The organism is Pseudomonas sp. 58(2021), assembly GCF_017491585.1.
Lineage (GTDB): Bacteria > Pseudomonadota > Gammaproteobacteria > Pseudomonadales > Pseudomonadaceae > Aquipseudomonas > Aquipseudomonas fluorescens_BT.
Window position 1 is genome coordinate 17,122 of the sequence record NZ_JAFGYZ010000031.1, and the last position, 21,850, is coordinate 38,971.

Genomic DNA, 21,850 nt, shown 5'->3' on the forward strand with positions numbered 1-21,850 from the left:
CAATGGAGGCAATTCACATGTCTGGTTCAGTTCAGCAACAAAATGTCGGCTTGTTCCCCGTGAGCTATCGGATCGGTACGGGTCAGCCGGGGGCGCAGAGTCTTGCGCTGAACCTGCTGGTGTCCACGCCACAGCAGCATGTCACCGGCAACGCCGCGGTGACTCAGGCGACCAATCCGCCGCTCGACATCGACTCGGACGTCTGGGGCGAATACACCTACATGACGGTGATGAAGCCCGGTGTCAGCAAGATCCTGATCACCGCCCAGGGCAACCACGGCGGCCCCGGCTCCAACTCGATCATCAACTTCAAGATCCATCTGGTGGTCGGCACCGACTGGCGCGAAGGCGTGGCCAACTATGAGTACTTCGACGGCCAGCGCTGGCACGAACTGAACAACGTGCCGGCGCATCTGGTGGAGGTGCCTTCGAACGTTCTTCAGGCTTTCAATCCTGGCCCTATGATCGAGCCGCACAAACCGGTCCTGCCGCTGTATGCCGCGCCGATTCAGGGCGCCATCGCCAGCGGTGACCTGGCCCAGATGAAGAGTCTGTCCGCACAGGCCAGACAGCAGTTGGAGCAATTGCCGCAATTGCGGATAGCGGTGGACACCGCCAAGACAGAAATCAGCCGCCTGCAAAGTCGCTGATCGGCTACTGGAACCATTACTTTCACAAGGGAGCAGCATCATGTCGATCGGACTTTTTCACACCCGCCTCATCGCCAGCAATTCACTGCTGGGCGCACCGGTTCTGACCCTCGATATCGTGGTCGATACCGTCCGCAAAAAAGTCAGCGGAACCGCGAGCGTGTTTCAAAGTACCTGGCCACCGGTGAATTTCCATGCCCGGGTCTGGGGCGACTATTCCGAGGCCAGGCTCACGCCATCCACCGAGACCTACCTCATTCTCACCCTCGACGGCAGCCCGAGCGGCCCGCTGAGCCAGATCGCCCAGACCTTCCACCTCAAGGGCATTCTGAACGACTGGACCAGCGGCTTTGTCGATTACCGCTACAACGAAGGCGGCCAGTGGCAGGACGTGCGGCACGTTGCCGTGCATCAGGCGCCGAGTGTTGAGCCTCTACCGCCCGAGCATCATGTCCAGCCGCTGTATGCGGTGGCCGTGCAAACGGCTCAGGCCAGCGGTGATCTGGCGCAGTTGAAAGTCGCCGTGCAGCAAGGTGAACAACAGCTGGCTCACGAGGGCGCATTGCGCAGTGCCCTTGAGCAACTGAACGCGGAGATTGCCCGACTGGAAGCACGCTAAAAGCGCACGATCCGGGCGAGGTCACTGCTGGCCTCGCCCGGTCTTGCAGCGAATCGAGATCAGTCCAATCGTGCCGCGCACAGGACCGTGCGCAAGGATCTCCCATGACAGACATCCGCCCTGCCCGCTACCTCAGTGACACCGACCTCAAACGCTACGTGCCGGTGCATGTGGTCTGGGAAATTACCCTGGCCTGCGACCTCAAATGCCTGCATTGCGGCTCGCGCGCGGGGCATCGACGCCCCGATGAACTGAACACCCGTGAATGCCTCGACGTGATCGACTCCCTCGCCGCCCTCGGCACCCGCGAGATCACCCTGATCGGCGGCGAAGCCTATTTGCGCAAGGACTGGACGCAACTGATCCAGGCCATCCACGACCACGGCATGTACTGCGCGATCCAGACCGGCGGGCGCAACCTGACGCCGGCGAAGATGCAGGCAGCGGTTGATGCGGGCCTCAACGGGGTCGGGATTTCTCTGGACGGGCTCGCACCGTTGCACGACAAAGTGCGTAACGTGCCCGGTTCGTTCGACAAGGCGGTCGACACCCTGCGCCGGGCCAAGGCGTCCGGGCTGGCGGTGAGCGTCAACACTCAGATCGGCGCGGCGACCCTGCCCGATTTGCCGCAGCTGATGGACACGATCATTGAACTGGGCGCCACCCATTGGCAGATCCAGATCACCGTGGCCATGGGCAATGCGGTGGATCACCCGGAACTGCTGCTGCAACCCTATCAATTGCTGGAAGTGATGCCGCTGCTCGCGCGCCTGTACCGCGAAGGCGTGGATCGCGGCCTGCTGATGAACGTCGGCAACAACATCGGCTACTACGGTCCTTACGAACATTTGTGGCGTGGGTTCGGTGACGAACGCGTGCACTGGAGCGGCTGCGCGGCCGGTCAGACTGTGTTGGCGCTTGAGGCGGACGGCACAGTGAAAGGCTGCCCGTCGCTGGCCACCGTCGGGTTTTCCGGCGGCAATGTGCGCAACATGAGCCTGCACGACATCTGGCACTACAGCGAAGGCATGCACTTCGGCCGTTTGCGCTCGGTCGACGATCTTTGGGGTTATTGCCGCAGTTGCTATTACAACGACGTCTGCCGGGGCGGCTGCACCTGGACATCGCACTCGCTGCTGGGCAAACCCGGCAACAATCCTTACTGCCACTACCGAACCCTGGAATTGCAGAAACAGGGTTTGCGCGAGCGCATCGTCAAAGTCGAGGACGCCGCCCAGCGCTCGTTTGCGGTCGGACGTTTTGACCTGATCACCGAACGCATCGACACCGGCGAAAAAGTCAGCAGCGTCAGCGACAGCGGACAAGTGATCAAACTGGCGTGGGTCAATCAGGGCCAAAAATCGCCGGAAGAAGGACGCATCCCCGTGCAACTGGCGCTGTGCCGCAGCTGCCTGCAGTACATTCATCCCCACGAATCGATCTGCCCGCACTGCCACGCCGACGTCGCGGCCGCCGAGGCCAGGCACCAGACGGACCGCGCCCGTCAGCAGGCGATCATGAACACGTTGACGGGGTTGCTGGGGGTGGCGCCGAGTACCCTGGTGTGAAATCGGGTCCAGGCGCCCGCAGGATTCGGGCACCTGGACCGCTCAGGCATCTTGAAAATCCGGCCGTTTCAACCACTCCGGAAAATAAGTAGCTGTTTTCCATGAAATTTATTTGCCTCGGGGGTTCCCAGAACGCAAGAGCGCTGGTAAAGTGCCGCCCACTGTTGCAGAGGTCCTCCCGGGACTGAACACAATAGCTACAGGGGCGTCGCCAAGCGGTAAGGCAGCAGGTTTTGATCCTGCCATGCGTTGGTTCGAATCCAGCCGCCCCTGCCATTTTTTCCTCGTTTCACCATCCTCCGCTTCACCTCTGCCTCAACGGCAAATCACTTTTTCGAATTCAACGTAATCGCCGAACGCACCAGCGCTTTCAGTGCCTTTGCATCTATTTTGTCGTTTTCGTGAACATCAATCGCCCGCCGGGTGTTGCCCTCCAGACTGGCATTGAACAGTCCGGACGGATCCTCCAGTGCCGCGCCTTTGGCAAACGTCATTTTCACCACGGCCTTGTAGGTTTCCCCGGTGCAGATGATGCCGTTGTGTGACCAGACCGGAACGCCCCGCCACTTCCACTCCTCAACAACCTCAGGATCGGCCTCGTGAATGATCGCGCGGATCTCGGCCAGCTTCTGGCCGCGCCAGTCGTTCAATTCCTTGATTCTCGCGTCGATCAGCACAGAGGGATTCTCAGTCGCCGCGCCGCTGCTGTCCTTCTTCATCTCCTTGTTCTCCCGAAAAAGCCTTATTCGCTATCCAGCGTAGCGCCGACTGCACCAAACGCCGGGCAAAAAAAAGCCCCGCAATATGCGGGGCAAAGGAATTGGTTGGTTGCGGCCAACCAAAGGAGCATCGTCAAAAGCGTTAACCGTCAGCCGTCACAGGCACTCCTGGGCAGCCCGTTCAAAACTCGATGGCATGAAACTCGACGCCAGCAAATGGCGTTCATATAAAAAGACCTTGCCGCCATCCTGTGCCTTGTAGGCTTCCAGCACGTTGTCCGCCGCCACCTTGCTCGGCACCACGATCCGGTAGCTGCGCTGGGTCTGCGACACGGTCGGGTTCAGCGCACTGCCCTGCAGTTTCGGCACGACGCATTCGGCGTACTGGGCAGGCGTCTTGTGCGTCTGCAGGGTCAGCGTCGGGTCGTTCGGCGCAGAGGCGCAGGCGGTCAGCAGTAAAGTGGCAGAAGCCATGGCAGGGATAAAAAAGGCACGCATGGATAAAATCCTGAAAATAAAAGGTTCGGTTCTCAAGCAACGTTCAGCGTCACGGCCGCTGGCGTCGCGATTTTTGATCTGGGTGCTCAGCCTGCACTCACCAGGGCTTTGAGCGAGTCATCGAACTGCTTCAAGGCGCTGAATTGCAGGTCGCGTTGTTTTTCGATCTGGGCTGCAATCTCGGGTGCTGCCTTGTTGTGTACCCACACCGAAGGCAGTTGCTTCTCCACCGCGCCTTCGGCCTTGCCGATGTATTGCAGGTTGGCGTCGTAGAAGCGTGCAGCGAACCGCGCTTCGACCTGACTGTTGCGTTGGGTCAGCAGACGGTTGTGGGTGTCGAGCATCACCACCACGTCGGGATGGGCCTGCACCAGCGCATCGAGGCTGTCGTAGACGGTCACCGAGAGAAACTGCTGTTGCAGCGAACTCATCAACCAGTCGATGGCCAGTTCCGGATCGGAGCTGTTGACGAAGGCGTCACGGATCCGCGCATCGAGTGCGTCCTTGGCACCGTTGACCGCCACATCGTGGTAACGCTCGAGGTATTGCAGGTTTTCGAGGGTGTTTTCGCTGTACAGCACACCCACGGTTTGCGAGTGCTGCAGTGCGCTGGCGGTACCGCCGATGGGAAGAAAATGGCACGAACCGGCGTCGGCTGCGTAAGTCGGTGCAGTGGTGGCTACCCCGCCCATCAGCAGGGCGACCAAAGCCAGTCGGGTCAAAGTCTTCATCGCGCAAATTCCTTGAGCTGCGTTTCGATGGAGGCGATTTTCCGCCTGTCGGCCACAAAGCAGAACTTGCGTTTCTTGATGATCACTATTACTTGAACCAATAGTTGCGCTGCGTGCAGACTGCTGCACACTCGATCACAACGAAAACAAATGAGGATTTTCCGTGCGAACCTTTGATTTGATCCGCGATGCCGTCCTGCCCGAATTCCGCGACCGGGTGGCCGAATACCTTGTCGAATACGAAACCGTGCTGGGCCGGTCAGCGGATGATTCGGAGTCGGTACGGGCCGTGGCCAATCAGTTGCGCGGCTATCTGCGCGGCCTCAACACCACGCGAGTGCTGGGCATGGCGGACTGGGAAGAGCTCGACCGGCGCGTGCTGGACACCTGGCTCGCGCCTGCACGATGAGCCGCCAGACTCTTCAGGCTGCGCCCGCAGCGCCAGACCTGGAGGTGTCCGCCGATGAGCCATAACACCGAACCCACAACGATCCCGGCCCGCCGGGGGACGAAGACGTCGAAGTCAGCAATGAAAGGCGCATGAGTTAACAGCTCATGCGCCTTTTTTGTTCCCGGACATTCCGCTGCTTCAAGGCTTTTTCGGCTGAACTCCTTATTCCGAAAATCAAGCAGATGACCATTTTTAATCTTTCATCGCTATTAGTGATGCCCCTTATGATGGCTCCCGTTTTGGTATTAGCTTAAGCCCGGTACAGCCGTGCATGTCCGCGAGACTGGAGCGGGTGCACTCAAGCAATCACTCCGGCAACCCCGCCAGTCGAAGCCCTTCAATGAACCGCGAAAAATCTTCGGGGCGCTGAATCGGCAGCCAGTCCTTGAGATGCCCCAGACGCAGCGCCGGGCTCAGCGTCTGCAGGCGCTGCATCGCCCAGCGGGCTTTCTCCGGGCGCCCGCCCAGCGCATGACTGGCCGCCACCAGTGCCGCCGCCACCAACAACGTGGGCAGGTTGCCCAAGGCTTTTTCGGCGAAGTCTGCCGAGGCCTCGAAGTCCCCGGCGAAGTAATGCGCCAGAGCCATGCCGACGTGCATTCTGAACATTTCCGGATCCAGCGGGCTCAAGCGAGCGGCATGGTTCAAGTCCTTGATGGCGGGCGCGGTTTCTCCGCGAAGCGCACGCAGGATCCCGCCGAGAAACCACGCAGGTGCGAGATTGGGATTGAGCAGACGTGCGCGGTCGAGCAAGGCGATGCCGGCATCCACATCACCCGCCAGGTGCGCAAGCGCATGTCCGCCGCGCGTCAACGCCACGGCGTCATCGCGTCCCAGCGCGACCGCCAGACGCGCCAGGCGTATACCTTCAGCGATCTCGGCCGGGCGATCCGTCATCCAGCCATTGAGCTTGCGCCAGAAGTGACACCAGGCGGCCATGCCATAGGCAGAAGCGAATTCCGGATCGAGTTCGAGGGTCTTGTAGAACATCGGCAGCGCCTGCTCGATGGCCTCCTGGGTGCCGCTGTGCAGCTTTGCCATGGCGCGCAAGTAGTAATCGTAGGCGTCCAGGCTTTCCGTCGGTTTGCGTTTGGCGCGCTCGATCTCCGCGCGCTCCAGTTGTGGCGCGATGGCCCCGACGACACTTTCGGTGATTTGATCCTGCAGCTTGAAGATGTCGTCGAGGGTGCCTTCGAAACGCTCGGCCCAGATGTGTGCCCCGCTCGTGGCGTCAATCAGTTGCCCGGTGATGCGCACCCGGTTTCCGCATTTGCGCACACTGCCTTCCAGCACATAGCGCACGCCCAGTTCCTGCCCGACCCCTTGGGCATCTACCGTGCACCCCTTGAACGTGAAACTCGAATTGCGTGCGATGACGAACAACCAGCGCAGACGCGACAACGCCGCGATGATGTCCTCCACGATACCGTCGGCAAAGTAGTCCTGTTCGGGATCGCCGCTCAGATTGTAGAAAGGCAGGACGGTGATCGAGGGTTTATCCGGCAGCACCAGTGCCCGGGGAGCTGCAGTTGAGCCCTCGTCGGTGTGAGGCACCGGCTCGGTCATATCGGAGACCCGGCCAATGAAACGATAGCCTTTGCGGGCGACCGTGCGCAGCAGACGCTGTTCCTCGCCGGTATCACCGATGGCCTTGCGTACGGCGTTGATGTGGCTGGTGATCGTTGATTCGGAAACGATGCGCCCGCTCCATACCGTGCCGAGCAATTCGTCCTTGCTCAACACGCGGTCGGGGTTGTTGAGGAACAGCAGCAACAGATCGAACACCTGCGGGCCGACGGATACAACCTGCCCGCGCAAGGTCAGCTCACGACGCTCCTGATCCAGTACATAGTCTTCAAACGTGAATGGCACAGCGAACGTCCCTTTGCGACGCGCCTTCAACTCCGTGTCCCGGGCGGCAGATGGTGAGAAGTCGAGAACGATAATACGCCTGACTTGAACACGCCACTGCGTCCATTCCGGGGCGCTGGCTGGACAAAAATGCAAGGTTTCGACAAGACAAACCCAAGGTCGCCGCAAGGACTTCCCTCATTCGTACCGGCAGTCTCTATCCCACTGACGCCAATGGTTGGCGTCATCAAGGAGAGAGACCCATGAAGATCGTCGTTATCGGAGGCTCCGGCCTCATCGGCTCGAAACTGGTGAACCTTCTTCGCGAGCGCGGCCATGACGTGCTCGCCGCCAGCCCCGGCACGGGCGTCAACAGCATCACCCGCGAAGGTCTGGCGGCCGCCATGGACGGCACCGATGTCGTGGTCGACGTGGCCAATGCTCCGTCGTGGGAGGATCAGGCCGTCCTCGACTTCTTCGAAACCTCCAGCCGTAACCTGCTGGCGGCCGAAGCGGCGGCCGGGGTGCGTCATCACGTAGCGCTGTCGATTGTCGGGTGTGAACGGTTGCCCGAGGCCGGCTATATGCGCGCCAAGGTGGCCCAGGAAAACCTGATCAAGGCATCCGGCATGCCTTACTCGATCCTGCGGGCCACGCAGTTTTTCGAGTTTGTCGGTGGCATCGCTGAATCCTTTGCCGTCGCCGATGAACTTCGTGTGCCTCCGGCGCTGATTCAACCGATTGCTTCTGACGACGTGGTGGCGGCGCTGGTAGACGTCGTCCTGGCCGCTCCGCTCAACGGTTCAGTGGATGTCGGCGGGCCTGAGGCGTTGCCGCTGGACGAACTGGTCCGGCGCTTTCTGCAGGCGCGCCAGGACAAACGCAGGGTCGTACCGGACGTGCACGCACGCTACTTCGGAACGCTGCTCGACGATCAATCGCTGGTCACCGGCAAGCACTCACGCCTGGGTGCCATCCGTTTTGAAAACTGGATCGCTCAGTCGGCAGCCCGATAGTCATTCGCGCCATTCCCTTCCCTGTCAACCAAGGAGACATCTCATGGTTATCCGATTGCTGTTGGCCGTCATTGTCGCAACCCTTTCGATCAACGCCGTATCAGCCGCCGAGCCACCCGCCGGCAAGGTTTCGGTAGTATTTGATCGCCCGATTCCCAACATCCCCGGCAAAAGCATGAGGGGTGTGGTCGTCGAGTACGGGCCGGGAGCTGCTTCGCCGTCACATACCCATCCGAAAACCGCCTTCATCTACGCCACGGTTCTGGAAGGCTCGTTCCGCATCAAAGTCAAAGGCGAGCCGGAAAAGATCTATCACGTCGGCGAAAACTTCGTCGAGGAACCAGGTTCCGTGCATCTGGTGAGCGCCAACGCCAGCGACACAGAGCCTGCGCGCCTGCTGGCGGTGTTCGTCCTCGACACCGACGAAACGGCGCTCGTCACGCCCCTCAAAAAGTAAGCCTGCAACCGACCTTCAACGTCGATGAGCCAGCGATCGCACCAGCCGATCGCCCAGGCTCTGCACGCCCTGAACGAGGATGACCAGCACCACGACGGTGGCGACCATCACTTCGTTGTTGAACCGCTGATAGCCGTAGCGGATCGCCAGGTCGCCCAGTCCCCCGCCACCGATGACCCCGGCCATGGAGGAAAAACCGATCAGCATCACCAGCGTCAAGGTGACGCCTGCCAGCAGGGCCGGCAGCGCTTCGGGCAGCAGCACTTTGAAAATCACATGACGGATGTCGCCGCCCATGGCGAGGATCGCTTCGATCCGGCCCTTTTCAACTTCGTCCAGGGCGTTTTCGACGATCCGCGCAAAAAACGGAAAGGCGCCGATGGTGATCGGTACGACGGCGGCGGTGCTGCCCAGGGTGGTGCCGACCACCAGCCGGGTCAGCGGGATCAGGGCAATCAGCATCACCACGAACGGCAGCGAACGTCCCAGATTGATGATCGCGCCCAAGGCTTGATTGAGCCTCGGCAACGGGTACAACCCCTGACGACGACTGATGAACAGCAACACCCCCAGCGGCAAGCCAATCAGCAACGTGAACAGACCGGCGAGCAGCACCATGTAAAGGGTTTCGCCGGTGGCGTTGAGCACCAGTTGCAGGATTTCGTTCCAGTCGACGGTGCGGTTCATGAGTGGGCCGCCCGTACGCCGTATTGCCGCAGAAAACTCAGGCCCGGCGCGTCATGCCCCAGCGGCAAGCCGCAACTGGGTCGTAGCGAAGCGCCAAGGGCCGACTTTGGATCGGCGAGCAAACGAGCGACCGGCCCCGCCTCCACCAGTTTTCCGTTGGCCATGGACGCGGCGTGATCGCAGATCGACTTGACCACGTCCAGTTCGTGGGTGATCAGCACGACAGTCAAACCAAGCTGCCGATTGATGTCGCGCAACAGCTCCAGAATCGACGCGGTGGTTTCCGGGTCGAGGGCGCTGGTGGCTTCGTCCGACAGCAGATACGCCGGCCGCGCCGCCAATGCCCGGGCGATGCCCACCCGCTGCTTCTGCCCGCCGGACAGTTGCGATGGAAAGGCTTCGGCCTTGTCGCCCAGGCCCACCAGATCCAGCAGCTCGCGAACCCGTTCATGGCGTTGTGGTTTGGCGATTTTGGCGATTTCCAGCGGCACCGCGACGTTGTCGAACACGTTGCGCGAATGCAGCAGATTGAAGCCCTGGAAGATCATGCCGATGCGCTGACGCTGGCGGCGCAGTTCGCTATCGGACAGCGCGGTGAGATCCTCGCCATCCAGCAGAATCCGCCCCGAGTCCGGGCGTTCGAGCAGATTGAGGCAACGCAGCAACGTCGACTTGCCCGCACCGCTGCGCCCGAGAATCCCGTAGATCGCGCCATCGGGAATGCTCAGCGATACCTGATCCAGCGCCGGTGTCGGCGCTGACGGGTAAGTCTTGCTCAACTGCTCGACGACGATCATGGCTTGGCGTCCGCCACCGGGATCACCGACCCCTTGAAGTTCTCGGCGATGTACTTGGCGACTTGCGGCGAGGTCAGGTCCTTGGCCAGCTGCTGAATGCGCGGATCGTTTTCCAGTTTCGGCGTGGTCACCAGAATGTTGGCGTAAGGATTGTGCTCGGCCTTCTCCAGCCCCAGCGCATCCCTGGCCGGCACCAGCCCGGCTTCCAGCGCGTAGTTGCCGTTGATCACCGCCAGGTCGACGTCGTCCAGTGCGCGGGGCAGTTGCGGCGATTCGATTTCGAGGATCTTCAGGTGTTTCGGGTTTTCGGCGATGTCCTTGGGCGTTGCCTGATCCGCCGCCGGGTCGTTGAAACCGGGCTTGAGCTTGATCAGGCCGTTGTCCTGCAACAGGTACAACGCACGGCTCAGGTTGGTGACGTTGTTCGGCACTGCAACCGTGCCTTTGTCCGGCACCTGGGCGAAGGTTTTGTGGCGATGAGAATAAATCCCCAACGGTTCGATATGCACCGTCGCGGCCACCGCCAGTTTTTCGCCGAGGGCCTTTTCCTGGGATTGCAGGTACGGCAGATGCTGGAAGTAATTGGCGTCCACATCGCCGTGAACCAGCAGCTCGTTCGAATTCACGCCCTGAGGGATTTCGATCACCTTGAGATTCAGTTGCGGATCGATTTTCTGAATGTAGACCAGGATCTGTGCGTGGGGCACCGGGTCGGCGGCAACACGCAACGGTTCCAGCGCCTGAGCGCCAAACGAAGTCACCAGCGCGCCGAGGACGGCCAGGGTCAAGCCTGCTTTTTTCAACATGGGAAGAGTCCTTTTGCGAGTGATGAATCAGGCGTTGGCGATCTTGCGAAGCGGTGTCTGAGTGTTCGACGCATCGGCATAGAAGCGCTGCGCGACATCGGGATGCGAACGCAGTCGGCCCTTCAGATAATTCCAGCCGACATCGCGAAACAACGGATTGAGCGGATCACTCGCCGGCCCCTTAGCTTCGCGCAGCAACACCGCCGGCAATGGGTACAGCGGCACGACCGCGTCGAGTTGCGCGCCCAGGAAAAACGCGATGGACAAGCGCTCACTGCCCGCTGGCGGCGAAACCACGCGATGCACCGTGGCGCGCAGATAACCGTTGGTGGCCAGTTCCAGCAATTCGCCGATGTTGACCACCAGGGTGTTGTCCCGAGGTAACGCATCGATCCAGCGCCCCTCTTCGATTTCCACTTGCAGTCCGGCCTGCTGGTCTTGCAGCAGAAAGCTGAGAAAACCCGAATCCTTGTGCGCGCCGACGCCCTGATTGCTCGCCGTCGAGGACTGCCCCGGATAGCGCATCAGCTTGATGTGTTCGTTGGGTTTGTCGCCGTGCAAGCGGTCGAAGGCATCTTCCGGCAGCGACAGTGACTGGGCGAAAGCGCGCAGCAGACGCAGCGACATTTGGGTCATCGCCTGCTGCCAGTCGAGCAGCAGCGGCTTGAGTTGCGGCAACGCTTCAGGCCATTGATTCGGCCCTTGCAGCCGTGCCCACAACGGACTGTCGACGTTCAATGGCAAGGCGTCGCGCTCGGCGCCCAGATCGAACTGTTCACGCTGATCGGGCTGCCCGCGAGTAATCTCGGACGCGGCGCGGTTGTAGCCGCGAAAATGCGGCGAATTGATCATGCCGACGGCTGTTTTCTCGCTGTCAGGCAAGGCGAAGAATTGACGGGCGTGGTCTTGAACTTGATTGAGCAGGGCGGCGTCGATGCCATGGCCGGTCAGGTAGAAAAAGCCCACATCGCGGGCGGCGTGGCGCAAGTCATCGAGAAAGGCCTGGCGTTGCGACGGCGTACCGTCGAGCAGGGACAGGTCGAGGATGGGTAATGCGGTGATAGCTGAGGTGTGCGGCATGATTCACTCCCGTGTGAATCAAACCTGAAGAGCCTGTGATCGATTCAGCGTGTGCCGTCATGGCAATCGGGGGTCTGTCGGTTTGATGCTTTTGATTCGTCTATGAAACAAAACTAAACGATATTAAAAACACCGAACAAATATCTTTTTTGCATTAGCTTAGTTCGGTCTATCGAGCGGCTCGACTGACCTCAGGACCGACCACGGCATTCGGCTTGCCGTTACCATCGGTCCTGAATCAGCTGACGGCTACAGACCGACGCGCTTCAACCCTTCGCGCATGCCCTGATCCGCCTGTTCGCACCATTGTTTGAGGGTGAGGTTCGGCGGTAGGTTGCTTTCCAGGCTCTTGTATTCCCCATCCGTGAACACTTCGCCTTTACGGCCAGACTGTTCGTTCTTGTCGCCGTCACGCTTGTCGAAATCACCCGGCATGTTGCTAACGAATGCAGCCATCTTGTTGGCGTTCTCGGTGCTGTCCGCTTTCAGGAACCCCTTGTCGACACAGCTTTTGATCAGGCCTGACATGTTGCGACCGTTGTCGTAAATCCCTTTCAGGGTGGCGGCGTCTTGCCCTTCGGCGTGGGCGAGCATGCTGGTGCCAAACGCGGCTGCCATGGCGAGAATCAAAGAAGCGGTCTTCATATTTATTCCTTTAAATGTTGGAGCGTTTTGAGCTCTTTTTGAGGTGAAGCATGTTTTGGGTGAAGCATGTCTTGTTCAAATAACGCGCCGAAAAGGCCGCGTCATGGAGACGGCAATTACAAATATCGATTTAGCTGACAACGGCCCCTTTGGGCCCGCTGGCAATCAGCGCCGCCCCACAGGCTGTTTTCATACCGTCCAGCGCAATGGGTGTGCCATCGACGGTGTAGGTGCTGCTGCCCTCGGCAATCGGGAAAATCCCCTTGCACAAAGGGCAACTGACCTTGTGACCGACCCCGGCAATCGGCTTGCCGTTGAGGTTGGTTTGGGAGAAGGCTTCGAGGACCTTGCCACCGTGGGTGGTGGAGTCGCCGAGGCGGATTGCGTCTTTCATGTTGTCACTCCTTTGACCTGACTTCTGGCATGCCAAATGGGGCCGTCGAACCCATCAAACGTGAAAACGGCGGGCCTTGAGTCGTATCAGGGGAAGTAGCTTTCGATCTCCGGATACTCATCCAGGAACTCATCACTTCGAATAAAGGCGTCAAGATCCGGGGACTTCTTCGCAGCCGCGACAATCGCCTTGATCTTCTCTGCGTTGTCCGAGTTCACGACACGACCGATCAGAATAAGAGGCCATTCCTTGCCACTTGCCTGTCTTTGCAACGTTGAGAAGTTCACCGCAAGCCTTTCAGCAAAAACGCCCGCTTCAGCATGATCAAGAACACCCACCACGCGCTCTTGCACACCGTAGTCGTCTTCATCGCAAAAGGTCGACAGTAGTGCATCAATGGTTTTTGCATCGAGTTCGTCGCGGACACTGCTCACGAGCGCCGAGAACTCACGAGCATCTTCCGGGTTCTCGTAGCGATCCAATGAAACCAGTTTATCTCGCCACACTTTGAACGCTTGATCATTCATGGTTTCTCTCACTTATCCAGAAATTTACGGCACTTGGCATACGCCAGCATTTCTTGCATTGCTTCATTGTACTTTCTGGGTTGTCCGACCTGAGTGGCTACACGGCGCACATCTCTGATCTCCATCGCCATTGCACCTCTCATGTCTCCCACTTCGATTTTTGACTGAACCTGAGCTCGATAGGCTTTTCCGGGATTACCCTGGTGGCCGTGACTCATTGTTTGGCTATGGTCATAGGGCTCCATTTGTATTGCTGGCCCCTGGCTTCTCTTAATCGGACTGGTGCTGTCTGCCGGCATGTGATGCGACTCGATCCCCGAGGCCGTGGTGCCTCCGTAAGATCCACCTCTGAATGGCCCGGTTCCTTCAGGGTTGCCTTTCTTCAGATCGGCACACGGACATCTTGCCAAGCCTAGCGGGTCAATCCAGCCCAGTGGACTCGGCGCATATACAAAGAGGTTCAACCCACCGTCATAACCGATGGGATCTTTGCTGATGAAGCGTCCAATCAACGGATCGTAATAACGATAACGATTGTAATGCAGCCCCGTTTCATGATCGTGATATTGCCCCTGGAAGCGAATCGGGTTGCCAATACCCTGTTGCTGCGCCATTGGCGAACGCTGCTCAGACACGCTCCCCCATGCCTTGTACTGAGCGCTCCAGGCTATTTCGCCATTCTGGTCGGTCAACTCCAGAGGCGCCCCCATTCGGTCGCATTGATACCAACTCAACACGTCGATTGGCAGTGCCACAGGTACGTGATTCCACACCGGGTCGTCCTCCAATTGATACTCGCCGCTGAAGTCAGGCTGCCCCATCAGAATGATTGGTTGGTGTCGCAAAGCTTGCGCAACCGGAATGTAAGTACCCGGCTCATAGATGTAATGCACTGTGCGTCCGGGATCACCATCCAGCAGAGCCGGACTGCTCTCCCAGGCCAGCGTATCGCCGTCCCAGCCATACAATGTGAAACCACAACCCGACTCTCGCTGCTTGCGGACAAACTCATTGTCGTTCCACTGTGAGCCGGCTTCAGGCCGTCGCTTGAAATGCGCAGTCGAGTTCTTGTAAAGGCGGCGTCCCAATACATCGTAGGCATACTCGACTTCCAGTCGGGCATCATCAAAGTGAACCAAACGGTCGAACAAATCCCAGCGCATTCTGGCGATACTGCCGTTGTGCCAACGCTGTATCAGATTGCCTCGATCATCGTATTCATAGTGGGTACCCGAGTACTCGCGCAGCAGGTTATCCACCCGCTTGCTACGCATCGGGTCCTGATCCAGAGGTCGGCGCATCTGTTCAACCGGCTCATCAAGCAAGTTACCGGCAGGATCAAAGGCGAAAGTTTCCACACCCTGTCGACTCGCCGCCTTGATCAGGCGCCCCACCGGATCGTACTGATACGTCAGCGGCCCGCGTCGCGTGTCGTTGAGAAGGATCAGTTGGCCCGCAGGATCATATTGATATTCACGCTTGAGCAACGTGCGCTTGTCATCGCTGCGACCCAACAATTGCTCCTGCAACTGCCCAGCCGGGTCCCACTTCTGCGTCTGCAATAAATGGTTGCCCTGATGACGGGCGATTTCGCGATGCAGATCATCACGCTCCCAGGCCAGCAACTCGTGGTCATCCACTTTCAATCCCAGCAAGTGCCCGCTGCCGTAGGTCATCCAACTGACTCTTTGGCCATCCGGACGCACAGTCGCTACCCGCTGATTCAGGGCATCGTATTCATGTTGCCAGACTGCGATCCGAGGCTGCTCCAGACTCAGATAATGCTGATGTTCACGCAGCAGGTTGCCCGCCGGATCGTGGAACCACTGCAAGCGACTGTGATCATTTTCAGCCAGTGTCATATTGCCGTTGCCATCGTAGGCAAATGTTTCACTTTGTACCTGTTCGCCCAGACTCGCACGGCGCTCTATCAGGCGGCCCATCAGGTCGAATTGGAAAGCCACTCGCCGCTCGCCATCAAGCTTGCTGCTCAAACGACCTGATTCAGTGTCGTACTGGTAGCGCGTAATATGGCCGTCGAAACCTGTTTCCTCCAATAACCGCCCCATCGGATCGTAGTGAAAATGGGCGCTACGCTCATTTTCGTTCTCCAAAGCGGTCAAACGACCGAGACGGTCCCAGCGATAGCGCAATGTTTGCTCAGCCGCATCCACTCGCTCGGCGATAAGGCCGGCGGCGCTGTAGTTCCAGGTGGTGCAGCGGTTCAGGCCGTCGACATGGGCCAACAGTCGCCCTTCGGCATCGCGACTGAAACGCTCCTCAGACTTGTCCGGATGCCTGATCAACACCAGTTGACCTGCCACATACTCATACTCGGTGCTTTGCCCTGCCGCATCGGTAAAGCAAATCAACTGACCCAGGCCGTTGTACTCCCAGGTACTGGTTTTGCCGGAACAATCGGTGTACCCGGTCAACTGACCGGCATCGTTGTATTCGAATTTCTTCTCTGCTCCGTTAGCATCCTTGACGGTCTCCGGATAGCCGGCAGATGTGTAGGTGTACTCCGTCTTGTTACCCAGAGGATCGACAGCTTCCACAAGATTGCCGCTGTCGTCATAAGCTCTGGTCCACTGTCCGCCCTCTGCATCACTAACCTTGATCAGTTGGTCCAGATCATCGTATGCGTAATGCACTACGGTGTTATCGGCACGGATGTGTTCGAGAAGATTGCCACGCTCGTCGTAGCTGAACCGATCAACGCTTCCATCGGTGTGGACATGTCGCACGACATTTTTGGCCTCATCGCGGAACAACCATTCCGAACGCTCATCCGGATGACGGATACGGTACGTGTAGCCAAGAATGTCGTAGTAGTGCCAGGTCTCATTGCCGTGAGCGTCAGTGACGTAGGTCAGACGAATGTTTTCGTCCCACTCAAGTCGAGTATCGAAGCTTCCATCATCCGCCCATTCACGAATCGCTTTGGCATCGGAGCCGTCCCCCTGCCATTGCAAATTCATGCCCCGCCCGGTCCGGTCGGTGTATCGCGTGATCAGATGGCTGCGGAATTCATAATTCCAGGCATAACCGTTTTCATCCCGTGCCTGAACCAGATCGCCCAACGCATCATAGTGATAGGCACACAGTTGGCGCTGAGGAATGCCATCGGCGATCTCCCACAAACCTGTCAGACGTCCGTGGTCATCGATCAGTGTTCCGAGTTGTAGATGAACCTTTGTAACGTCCCCCTGATAGGTGAGCAGGTCAGAGAGCACCGGTTCATTACCATGCATGTGCTCATAGTGCAGCATGATTCCAGCACCGCTGCGCAGCTCGATGCCGGCGAGCAGAAAGCGTGCCCCACGACGCACGTAGGTCTCCTTTCTCTCGACACCGCGGCACAGCAGCAATTGATTTTCACCTGAGCGAATCAGAGTCAGGTTTTCAATCGGGTCATGATGGGCATCGCCGACTTTGGGCAACGCATACTCATGACTTCGGCCATCGGCCGCATGAAAGACCAACCCGTCATCCACATAATCGAAACGAGTGGTGAACTCGTTGATCCAGCGAGCACCTAGGCTGCCTTTGTCGTAGGCCTCCAGATTCGAGTAATAAGTACGGTTCCAGACGACGGGAAACGGGCCCGGCAAACGGAAATCCGTGTGGGTGATGGTTTCCGTGCCGCGTGCAAAGCTGATGTTTCTTTTCGTGCCTGTCGGGACGCGATTCTTGCAATCACTGGCATCAGAACGGGCTCGAACCTGGCTTTGCTGCAACTCCAGTTGGCCTTTGCCGGCGCGTTGTTCTGCCTTGCTCGTGGCCCCCGGTTTGACACTGGCGGCCTGACCATGAGAGCGACGTTTGCGCCAAGTTACTACCGAGCCCGCCAACATCTGCAACAGCCAGCCGATGGAATGCTGAACGCCCGGGTCACCAAGCTTTTTCATCTGGGATTGCAGCTCCACCCCCAGCGTGCGAAGCATCGATGTGTTGCTCAGTACCAGAGCCTTGGCTTTCTCCGGCAGCAAGTTCTTGGCGGCACTGTTGGCAACGCCTTTGCCTGCAGCCTTGTAGGCACTGAAAGCGGCACCGAAAATGTTGCTGATAGCCGCCTTGGGGTCATGCAACAACTGACCGCGCGCCGCCGTGATTTTCGAACCGGCCGCATTGAGGTCTCCCTTCGCATCGAGCTTGCCATTGACCACCTTTTCCAGGCCCTTGGCGATCTCGTTCACCGCGCTTTGACCCAGTTTTCCAGCGTCGTCGAGAATGCCCGCCAGTTTGGGTTGTGCCTGTTTGACGAAGTCATCGATGGTGCCGACGATGGTCGCGTTCAGATGCCCGATCAACACTTCAATCAGAGAGTCCCCCAGCAGCATCTTGGCGCTGTTACGCAGCTCCTGACGCACCAACCCCAGGGTCGGGCGTAGTGTCATGCGCGCAGAAGCCATGGTCGGTGGCGCAGGCAATACACCAATCAGGTTGATACCCAGGCTGACCCAATCCAGCACTTGACGCTGTTTGCTTTTGGCCAGGGTGACGATGTCTCCAAGGGCATCAACCAACGCCATGATGTTGCCCACGACAGGAAGAGCACCCGCGACGTTCTTGACCCGATCGAGTGTGACGACACCGCCGCTGATGGACTGCAACCAGGCATCGAATTTGGCAGCGCCGCGTCCGACATCCTGAATATCGATCGTGTTGAGTGGCACCACCGCGACTTGCGGCTCACGCGTTTTCGCACCATCGGATCCAGTCGTCATGACAACACCTCTCCCGCCAGCAGGCCCGGGGTTTTCAAGGAAGCTTTTGGCAGGGCTGGAGCCGGAAGCGTTGGCAACTTGCCCGCTTTGCTCGCCGCCCCGAGAATCCCCGACGCACTCGGCATCGCCGCACTCGCCAGTTTCGGCAGTCCGGCCACCCCGCCCTGCACTGCCCCTTTCACCTGCTGCGCCGTTTGCATCGCACCTTGCGCGGTCTGCATTGCACCCATCCCTGTCTGTGCCAATTCCTTGCCCTTTTCCAACATGTCCCAGTTCTTGCTCGGCAACGCCTGCGCCACCATGGCTTGCACTTGGCTCGGAATGTCTTCCGCACCCGGTGGATTCAACGGCCATTCCGGCTTGCCGATGTAGCTGCCTTCGCTCCAGGTGTCCGCAGGATCCTTGCCGAACAGCACCCGTGCCGGGCCCGGTGCGGCGCCGGCGACGCTGGCAAAACCTTTGGCGTCGAGCTTGCCCTTGATGCTTTTGCCCAAGGCATCGATGACTTCGTAGTCGCCGTCCTTGATGCCCTGGCGGCCGGCGTACTGGTTGAACAATTCGAGGTTGCCCTTGCCCGGTTTCGGCGGTTCCGGGAACACGCCGGCCAGACTTTTGGCGCCGGTGTAGGCGAAGTTCGCCGCGTGGGCGGTGTACGGGCCGCTGGTGGCATGGGTGATGCCGCCGGCGTTGTAGGTCGTGGCGCTGCCGCCGCCCTGGATCACCAGTTCGGTCTTGGCGGTGATGGTGATGCGGTCGGCGTTGGCGGTGATGTTGAGTTTGGCCAGCAGGTTGATGCTGTCCTTGAGCGCCTTGACGTCGATGTCGCCGGAGGCCGCCACCAGGCGCCACCCCATGCTCTGCACGAACAGGCGCATGCCGCGACTGGCACTGGCCAGCAGGCGTTTGCCGATGGAAAAACTGGTGTGACCGGTACTGCTCAGCGCCAGATGTTCGCCGGTGGCGATGTGGCTGGAGCGCGGTGTGGTCAGGGCGATGCCGGCCGGGCTGGCGAGTACAAGATGCGGCTCGGTGAACTCGGGAAATTCATTGGCGGTGAGGTTCGCCGGTCCCGAGCCAAGCACGCCTTGGTGCTGCGCGTGCAAGGCCTTGGCCACGTCGTCCTGATCGCCGGCTTCCTGGGCTTGAAGTTCCTTGGCCTGCGTGGCGAAACCGTCCTGTTGATCGCTGGCGGTGGCCAGGCGCTCGGCGGTTTCCGGCAGGTCCTTGTGGTGTTTGGATTCGTTCGGGCGCGGTTCGGTGGTGATCAACAGACCGGCGCCGGCACGTACGGCGCCGTGGCGGTCAGTTCTTAATTCAAAACCTTCGCCGCGCGGCTGCCCACCTGAAGGACGCGGATGGGTCAGGTAACCCAGGTTGATCGCGCTCGCACCGTGATCACTGCGCAGCGCGATGCTGATTTCGCTGGTGGTGTCGTCGATGCGCAGTTCGTTGGCGCGGCTGCCCTTGTATTCCTTGCTCTTGACCGTCGCGAGAGTCTTGAAGTCCGGCAATTTGTACGGCGGCAGGTTGGCGCCGTGGTACAGGCACCCGGTGATCAGCGGCTGGTCGGGATCGCCTTCGAGGAAGGTGATCAGCACTTCCATGCCGACCCGAGGAATGTTGATCGAGCCAAAGGTTTCGGCGGCCCAGCTGGAGGCCACGCGCATCCAGCAGGTGGTCTTGTCGTCGTGCTGGCCTTCGCGGTCCCAGAAGAACTGCACCTTCACCCGGCCGTATTGGTCGCAGAAAATTTCTTCGCCTTCGGGACCGGTGACCACGGCGCTTTGCGAACCGAGGACTTTGGGTTTCGGGTGGTCCAGCGGCGGGCGGTACGGCACGTCCCACGGGATCGCGTTGAAGCGGTTGCGATAACCCTGATGGAAATCGTCTTTGTTGTCGGTGGTGTCGCTGGTCACCGACTCTTCCAGCACTTGCGGTTGTTTGCCTTCGTGGAAGATTTCCGTGAGCAGCCAAAGGTCGTTCCACGTCGGGTTGGCGTGGTCGGTCAGGGCCAGAAAATGCCCGGTGACCAGAATCGGCTGGTCGCTGTTGCCCTCGGCCAGGCGATAATCGCTGCGGTGGCGTTCGAGGTTGCGGTTGGCCAGGTGCTTGCCGCGCTCACGGTCCACGAAACGGCCCGGGTAATCGTAGTCTTCCAGGTCGGGTTGGGCGCTGCTTTTGGCGTCGCTTTCGAGCTCGATCTTCGGTTTGACGAAGTCGTAATCGCGCCGCGTGGTGCGGCTGGTGCGGGTGGCCAGGCGCAGGCCGAAACGCTTGACCACCGGTTTGTCCGCCACCAGCCCGGAGTCCTGCTGATAGGCCACGGGCGCGAGTTTCGGGAACACCGTCTGGTCATCGCCGAAGGTCAGTTTGTGGCCGCTGGACGTGTGCTGGAAGTGGTAGTGAATCCCCTCCTCCTCGCACAGGCGCTGGACGAAATGCAGGTCACTTTCATCGTACTGCGTGCAGTAGACGCGCTCGGGATACACCGCGCTCAGCTGGAAGTGGTAGTCGCTGGCCAGAATGCCGTGTTCTTCCAGCACCTGACTGATGATCTGCTGCACCGTCATCTGCTGAAAAATGCGCTGGTTGAAGCGGTGTGCGAGGTAGGAAAGCTGCGGTCGCAGCGAGATCCTGTAGCGGGTCAGGCGCTTGCCCGCCTCGCCCTGGGCGATGCTGTAGATCAGCCCGTGGATCCCGGTTCCGCTCGGCGACAGCTGCAGAAACGCCAGTTTGTGCAGCAGGCTTTCGAGGTTGATCGAGGCCTTTTCACTGACCAGTTCCAGCTCGAATTCGAAGGGCGTGTTGAGGGCTTCCCGACCGGTGAACGACAGCACCTGAAAGTCGCTGTCCGCGCCATCGATGGTCAGATTGAAATGGGGCTGGTTGGCCGGTGAGAACATTCCCTTGTCCCTCGTACAGTGCTGCGATGCGCGCCAGATCGCTAAGGATCGGACGGCAAAAATTCTTTGAGTAGTGAAGATGCCTCGACCGGCGAAACCGGCCGAGGCGATACAACCATCAGTCGCGATTAAACGACCGGAGCACGCCAGTCATCGGAACCCGAAGTACCGGAGACTTCGTGGGTCCAGGTGATTTTGCGGTAGGTGAACTGCACTTCTTCCAGATGAGTGAAGTGGGCGTTCGCCGGGTCCTGGCAGTTGTGCATTTTGTTGTTGATGGCGACGATGATCGCGTCTTCCAGTTTGGTGGTGTAGTAATGCTCCTGGGTGCCTTGCGCCGAGGTGCGATACCACTGGATAACGATTTCGCTCATGCGCTCGCCGGAGGTCAGGGCTGCTTGCAGCAGCGGCGAAGCCTTGTCGTAGACCTTGGTGATCACAACTGGCTTGTGCACGCGCTGACCGGTTGGCTGACCGGATTGCGGGTCACGCGGGATGATCACGTCGTGGGTGAACGCCTGAACCATGACCTGGTCTTCGTGGCCTTCCTGGTAGGTGTTGCCAACGGAGTCGGCGGTGAACGCGCCGGCAGTGATCAGGCCTTGTTTTTCGCCGGTAACCGACATGTACGCGGGTGTTGCCATGGGGTGTGCTCCTTGCTCGATAGACAGAACCGGACGGCGTGATTGCCTGCCCAGGTAGCGAAGGAGTTATCAAAAGT

The 21,850-nt window shown here is 59.4% G+C and carries 20 protein-coding genes and 1 tRNA gene; 7 read left to right on the forward strand and 14 right to left on the reverse strand.

Features of this window, described 5'->3' with window-relative positions:
• Nucleotides 1–17 precede the first annotated feature (17 nt).
• From J5M72_RS26455 to J5M72_RS26470, 4 genes are all read left to right on the forward strand, one after another.
• Nucleotides 18–650, forward strand: coding sequence for a DUF1842 domain-containing protein (locus tag J5M72_RS26455; protein WP_207867771.1), 633 nt, complete (start codon nt 18–20; stop codon nt 648–650).
• A 40-nt stretch (nt 651–690) separates the two neighbouring features.
• Nucleotides 691–1,269: a DUF1842 domain-containing protein gene (locus tag J5M72_RS26460; RefSeq protein WP_207867772.1), complete on the forward strand. Its 579-nt coding sequence runs from the start codon at nt 691–693 to the stop codon at nt 1,267–1,269.
• A 104-nt stretch (nt 1,270–1,373) separates the two neighbouring features.
• A complete protein-coding gene (locus tag J5M72_RS26465; RefSeq protein ID WP_207867773.1) occupies nt 1,374–2,837 on the forward strand; it encodes a GDL motif peptide-associated radical SAM/SPASM maturase in 1,464 nt (487 codons plus the stop codon).
• A gap of 201 nt (nt 2,838–3,038) precedes the next feature.
• Nucleotides 3,039–3,113 (forward strand) — tRNA-Gln (locus J5M72_RS26470).
• Between the two features lie 50 nt (nt 3,114–3,163).
• Here J5M72_RS26470 and J5M72_RS26475 read toward each other — a convergent pair.
• The 3 genes from J5M72_RS26475 to J5M72_RS26485 all read right to left on the reverse strand — a co-directional run bounded on the left by J5M72_RS26475 (nt 3,164) and on the right by J5M72_RS26485 (nt 4,785).
• Nucleotides 3,164–3,556, reverse strand: a complete 393-nt coding sequence (locus tag J5M72_RS26475; protein ID WP_207867774.1) for a DUF1801 domain-containing protein — start codon at nt 3,554–3,556, stop codon at nt 3,164–3,166.
• A gap of 156 nt (nt 3,557–3,712) precedes the next feature.
• Entirely contained in the window at nt 3,713–4,054 is a 342-nt protein-coding gene (locus J5M72_RS26480) for a hypothetical protein (protein WP_115077529.1), read from the reverse strand.
• An 86-nt stretch (nt 4,055–4,140) separates the two neighbouring features.
• Nucleotides 4,141–4,785, reverse strand: a complete 645-nt coding sequence (locus J5M72_RS26485; RefSeq protein WP_207867775.1) for an ATPase — start codon at nt 4,783–4,785, stop codon at nt 4,141–4,143.
• Between the two features lie 163 nt (nt 4,786–4,948).
• Here J5M72_RS26485 and J5M72_RS26490 point away from each other — a divergent pair, with 163 nt between their 5' ends.
• Nucleotides 4,949–5,194: a hypothetical protein gene (locus J5M72_RS26490; protein WP_207867776.1), complete on the forward strand. Its 246-nt coding sequence runs from the start codon at nt 4,949–4,951 to the stop codon at nt 5,192–5,194.
• Nucleotides 5,195–5,542: 348 nt separating this feature from the next.
• Here J5M72_RS26490 and J5M72_RS26495 read toward each other — a convergent pair whose 3' ends face one another.
• A complete protein-coding gene (locus J5M72_RS26495; RefSeq protein ID WP_207867777.1) occupies nt 5,543–7,108 on the reverse strand; it encodes a winged helix-turn-helix domain-containing protein in 1,566 nt (521 codons plus the stop codon).
• 242 nt (nt 7,109–7,350) lie between these two features.
• Between J5M72_RS26495 and J5M72_RS26500 the strand changes: the two genes are divergently transcribed.
• Together J5M72_RS26500 and J5M72_RS26505 are read left to right on the forward strand one after the other, a co-directional pair.
• Nucleotides 7,351–8,103 carry an SDR family oxidoreductase gene (locus J5M72_RS26500; RefSeq protein WP_207867778.1) on the forward strand — a complete coding sequence of 251 codons (753 nt, stop codon included), beginning with the start codon at nt 7,351–7,353 and terminating at the stop codon, nt 8,101–8,103.
• Between the two features lie 43 nt (nt 8,104–8,146).
• A complete protein-coding gene (locus J5M72_RS26505; RefSeq protein ID WP_207867779.1) occupies nt 8,147–8,560 on the forward strand; it encodes a cupin domain-containing protein in 414 nt (137 codons plus the stop codon).
• A 15-nt stretch (nt 8,561–8,575) separates the two neighbouring features.
• On the opposite strand, the gene J5M72_RS26510 is transcribed toward J5M72_RS26505, so the two are convergent.
• From J5M72_RS26510 to J5M72_RS26555, 10 genes are all read right to left on the reverse strand, one after another.
• Nucleotides 8,576–9,247, reverse strand: coding sequence for a methionine ABC transporter permease (locus J5M72_RS26510; RefSeq protein WP_207867780.1), 672 nt, complete (start codon nt 9,245–9,247; stop codon nt 8,576–8,578).
• Complete coding sequence (locus J5M72_RS26515; RefSeq protein WP_207867781.1) at nt 9,244–10,044, reverse strand: ATP-binding cassette domain-containing protein; 801 nt, start codon at nt 10,042–10,044, stop codon at nt 9,244–9,246. The genes J5M72_RS26510 and J5M72_RS26515 overlap by 4 nt, the downstream gene beginning before the upstream one ends.
• The gene (locus tag J5M72_RS26520) at nt 10,041–10,850 is read right to left on the reverse strand and encodes a MetQ/NlpA family ABC transporter substrate-binding protein (protein ID WP_207867782.1); all 810 of its coding nucleotides are present in this window, start codon (nt 10,848–10,850) and stop codon (nt 10,041–10,043) included. Before J5M72_RS26520 ends, J5M72_RS26515 begins: the two co-directional genes overlap by 4 nt.
• 27 nt (nt 10,851–10,877) lie before the next feature.
• Nucleotides 10,878–11,930 (reverse strand): isopenicillin N synthase family oxygenase, encoded by a 1,053-nt coding sequence (locus J5M72_RS26525; RefSeq protein ID WP_207867783.1) that lies wholly within the window; start codon nt 11,928–11,930, stop codon nt 10,878–10,880.
• A gap of 249 nt (nt 11,931–12,179) precedes the next feature.
• Complete coding sequence (locus tag J5M72_RS26530) at nt 12,180–12,575, reverse strand: hypothetical protein (RefSeq protein ID WP_207867784.1); 396 nt, start codon at nt 12,573–12,575, stop codon at nt 12,180–12,182.
• A 130-nt stretch (nt 12,576–12,705) separates the two neighbouring features.
• Nucleotides 12,706–12,969, reverse strand: coding sequence for a PAAR domain-containing protein (locus tag J5M72_RS26535; RefSeq protein WP_207867785.1), 264 nt, complete (start codon nt 12,967–12,969; stop codon nt 12,706–12,708).
• A gap of 86 nt (nt 12,970–13,055) precedes the next feature.
• Entirely contained in the window at nt 13,056–13,496 is a 441-nt protein-coding gene (locus tag J5M72_RS26540) for a hypothetical protein (RefSeq protein ID WP_169430018.1), read from the reverse strand.
• Between the two features lie 8 nt (nt 13,497–13,504).
• Nucleotides 13,505–18,226: an RHS repeat-associated core domain-containing protein gene (locus J5M72_RS26545; protein WP_169430017.1), complete on the reverse strand. Its 4,722-nt coding sequence runs from the start codon at nt 18,224–18,226 to the stop codon at nt 13,505–13,507.
• The gene (gene tssI, locus J5M72_RS26550; protein ID WP_207867787.1) at nt 18,223–21,129 is read right to left on the reverse strand and encodes a type VI secretion system tip protein TssI/VgrG; all 2,907 of its coding nucleotides are present in this window, start codon (nt 21,127–21,129) and stop codon (nt 18,223–18,225) included. The genes J5M72_RS26545 and tssI overlap by 4 nt, the downstream gene beginning before the upstream one ends.
• A gap of 128 nt (nt 21,130–21,257) precedes the next feature.
• Nucleotides 21,258–21,773 carry an Hcp family type VI secretion system effector gene (locus J5M72_RS26555; RefSeq protein WP_169430015.1) on the reverse strand — a complete coding sequence of 172 codons (516 nt, stop codon included), beginning with the start codon at nt 21,771–21,773 and terminating at the stop codon, nt 21,258–21,260.
• Between the last annotated feature and the right edge of the window lie 77 nt (nt 21,774–21,850).

Coding starts and splice junctions, on each gene's coding strand:
- J5M72_RS26455 (WP_207867771.1), top strand. CDS start 18: ATGTCTGGTTCAGTTCAGCAACAAAATGTCGGCTTGTTCCCCGTGAGC.
- J5M72_RS26460 (WP_207867772.1), top strand. CDS start 691: ATGTCGATCGGACTTTTTCACACCCGCCTCATCGCCAGCAATTCACTG.
- J5M72_RS26465 (WP_207867773.1), top strand. CDS start 1,374: ATGACAGACATCCGCCCTGCCCGCTACCTCAGTGACACCGACCTCAAA.
- J5M72_RS26475 (WP_207867774.1), bottom strand. CDS start 3,556: ATGAAGAAGGACAGCAGCGGCGCGGCGACTGAGAATCCCTCTGTGCTG.
- J5M72_RS26480 (WP_115077529.1), bottom strand. CDS start 4,054: ATGCGTGCCTTTTTTATCCCTGCCATGGCTTCTGCCACTTTACTGCTG.
- J5M72_RS26485 (WP_207867775.1), bottom strand. CDS start 4,785: ATGAAGACTTTGACCCGACTGGCTTTGGTCGCCCTGCTGATGGGCGGG.
- J5M72_RS26500 (WP_207867778.1), top strand. CDS start 7,351: ATGAAGATCGTCGTTATCGGAGGCTCCGGCCTCATCGGCTCGAAACTG.
- J5M72_RS26505 (WP_207867779.1), top strand. CDS start 8,147: ATGGTTATCCGATTGCTGTTGGCCGTCATTGTCGCAACCCTTTCGATC.
- J5M72_RS26510 (WP_207867780.1), bottom strand. CDS start 9,247: ATGAACCGCACCGTCGACTGGAACGAAATCCTGCAACTGGTGCTCAAC.
- J5M72_RS26515 (WP_207867781.1), bottom strand. CDS start 10,044: ATGATCGTCGTCGAGCAGTTGAGCAAGACTTACCCGTCAGCGCCGACA.
- J5M72_RS26520 (WP_207867782.1), bottom strand. CDS start 10,850: ATGTTGAAAAAAGCAGGCTTGACCCTGGCCGTCCTCGGCGCGCTGGTG.
- J5M72_RS26525 (WP_207867783.1), bottom strand. CDS start 11,930: ATGCCGCACACCTCAGCTATCACCGCATTACCCATCCTCGACCTGTCC.
- J5M72_RS26530 (WP_207867784.1), bottom strand. CDS start 12,575: ATGAAGACCGCTTCTTTGATTCTCGCCATGGCAGCCGCGTTTGGCACC.
- J5M72_RS26535 (WP_207867785.1), bottom strand. CDS start 12,969: ATGAAAGACGCAATCCGCCTCGGCGACTCCACCACCCACGGTGGCAAG.
- J5M72_RS26540 (WP_169430018.1), bottom strand. CDS start 13,496: ATGAATGATCAAGCGTTCAAAGTGTGGCGAGATAAACTGGTTTCATTG.
- J5M72_RS26545 (WP_169430017.1), bottom strand. CDS start 18,226: ATGACGACTGGATCCGATGGTGCGAAAACGCGTGAGCCGCAAGTCGCG.
- tssI (WP_207867787.1), bottom strand. CDS start 21,129: ATGTTCTCACCGGCCAACCAGCCCCATTTCAATCTGACCATCGATGGC.
- J5M72_RS26555 (WP_169430015.1), bottom strand. CDS start 21,773: ATGGCAACACCCGCGTACATGTCGGTTACCGGCGAAAAACAAGGCCTG.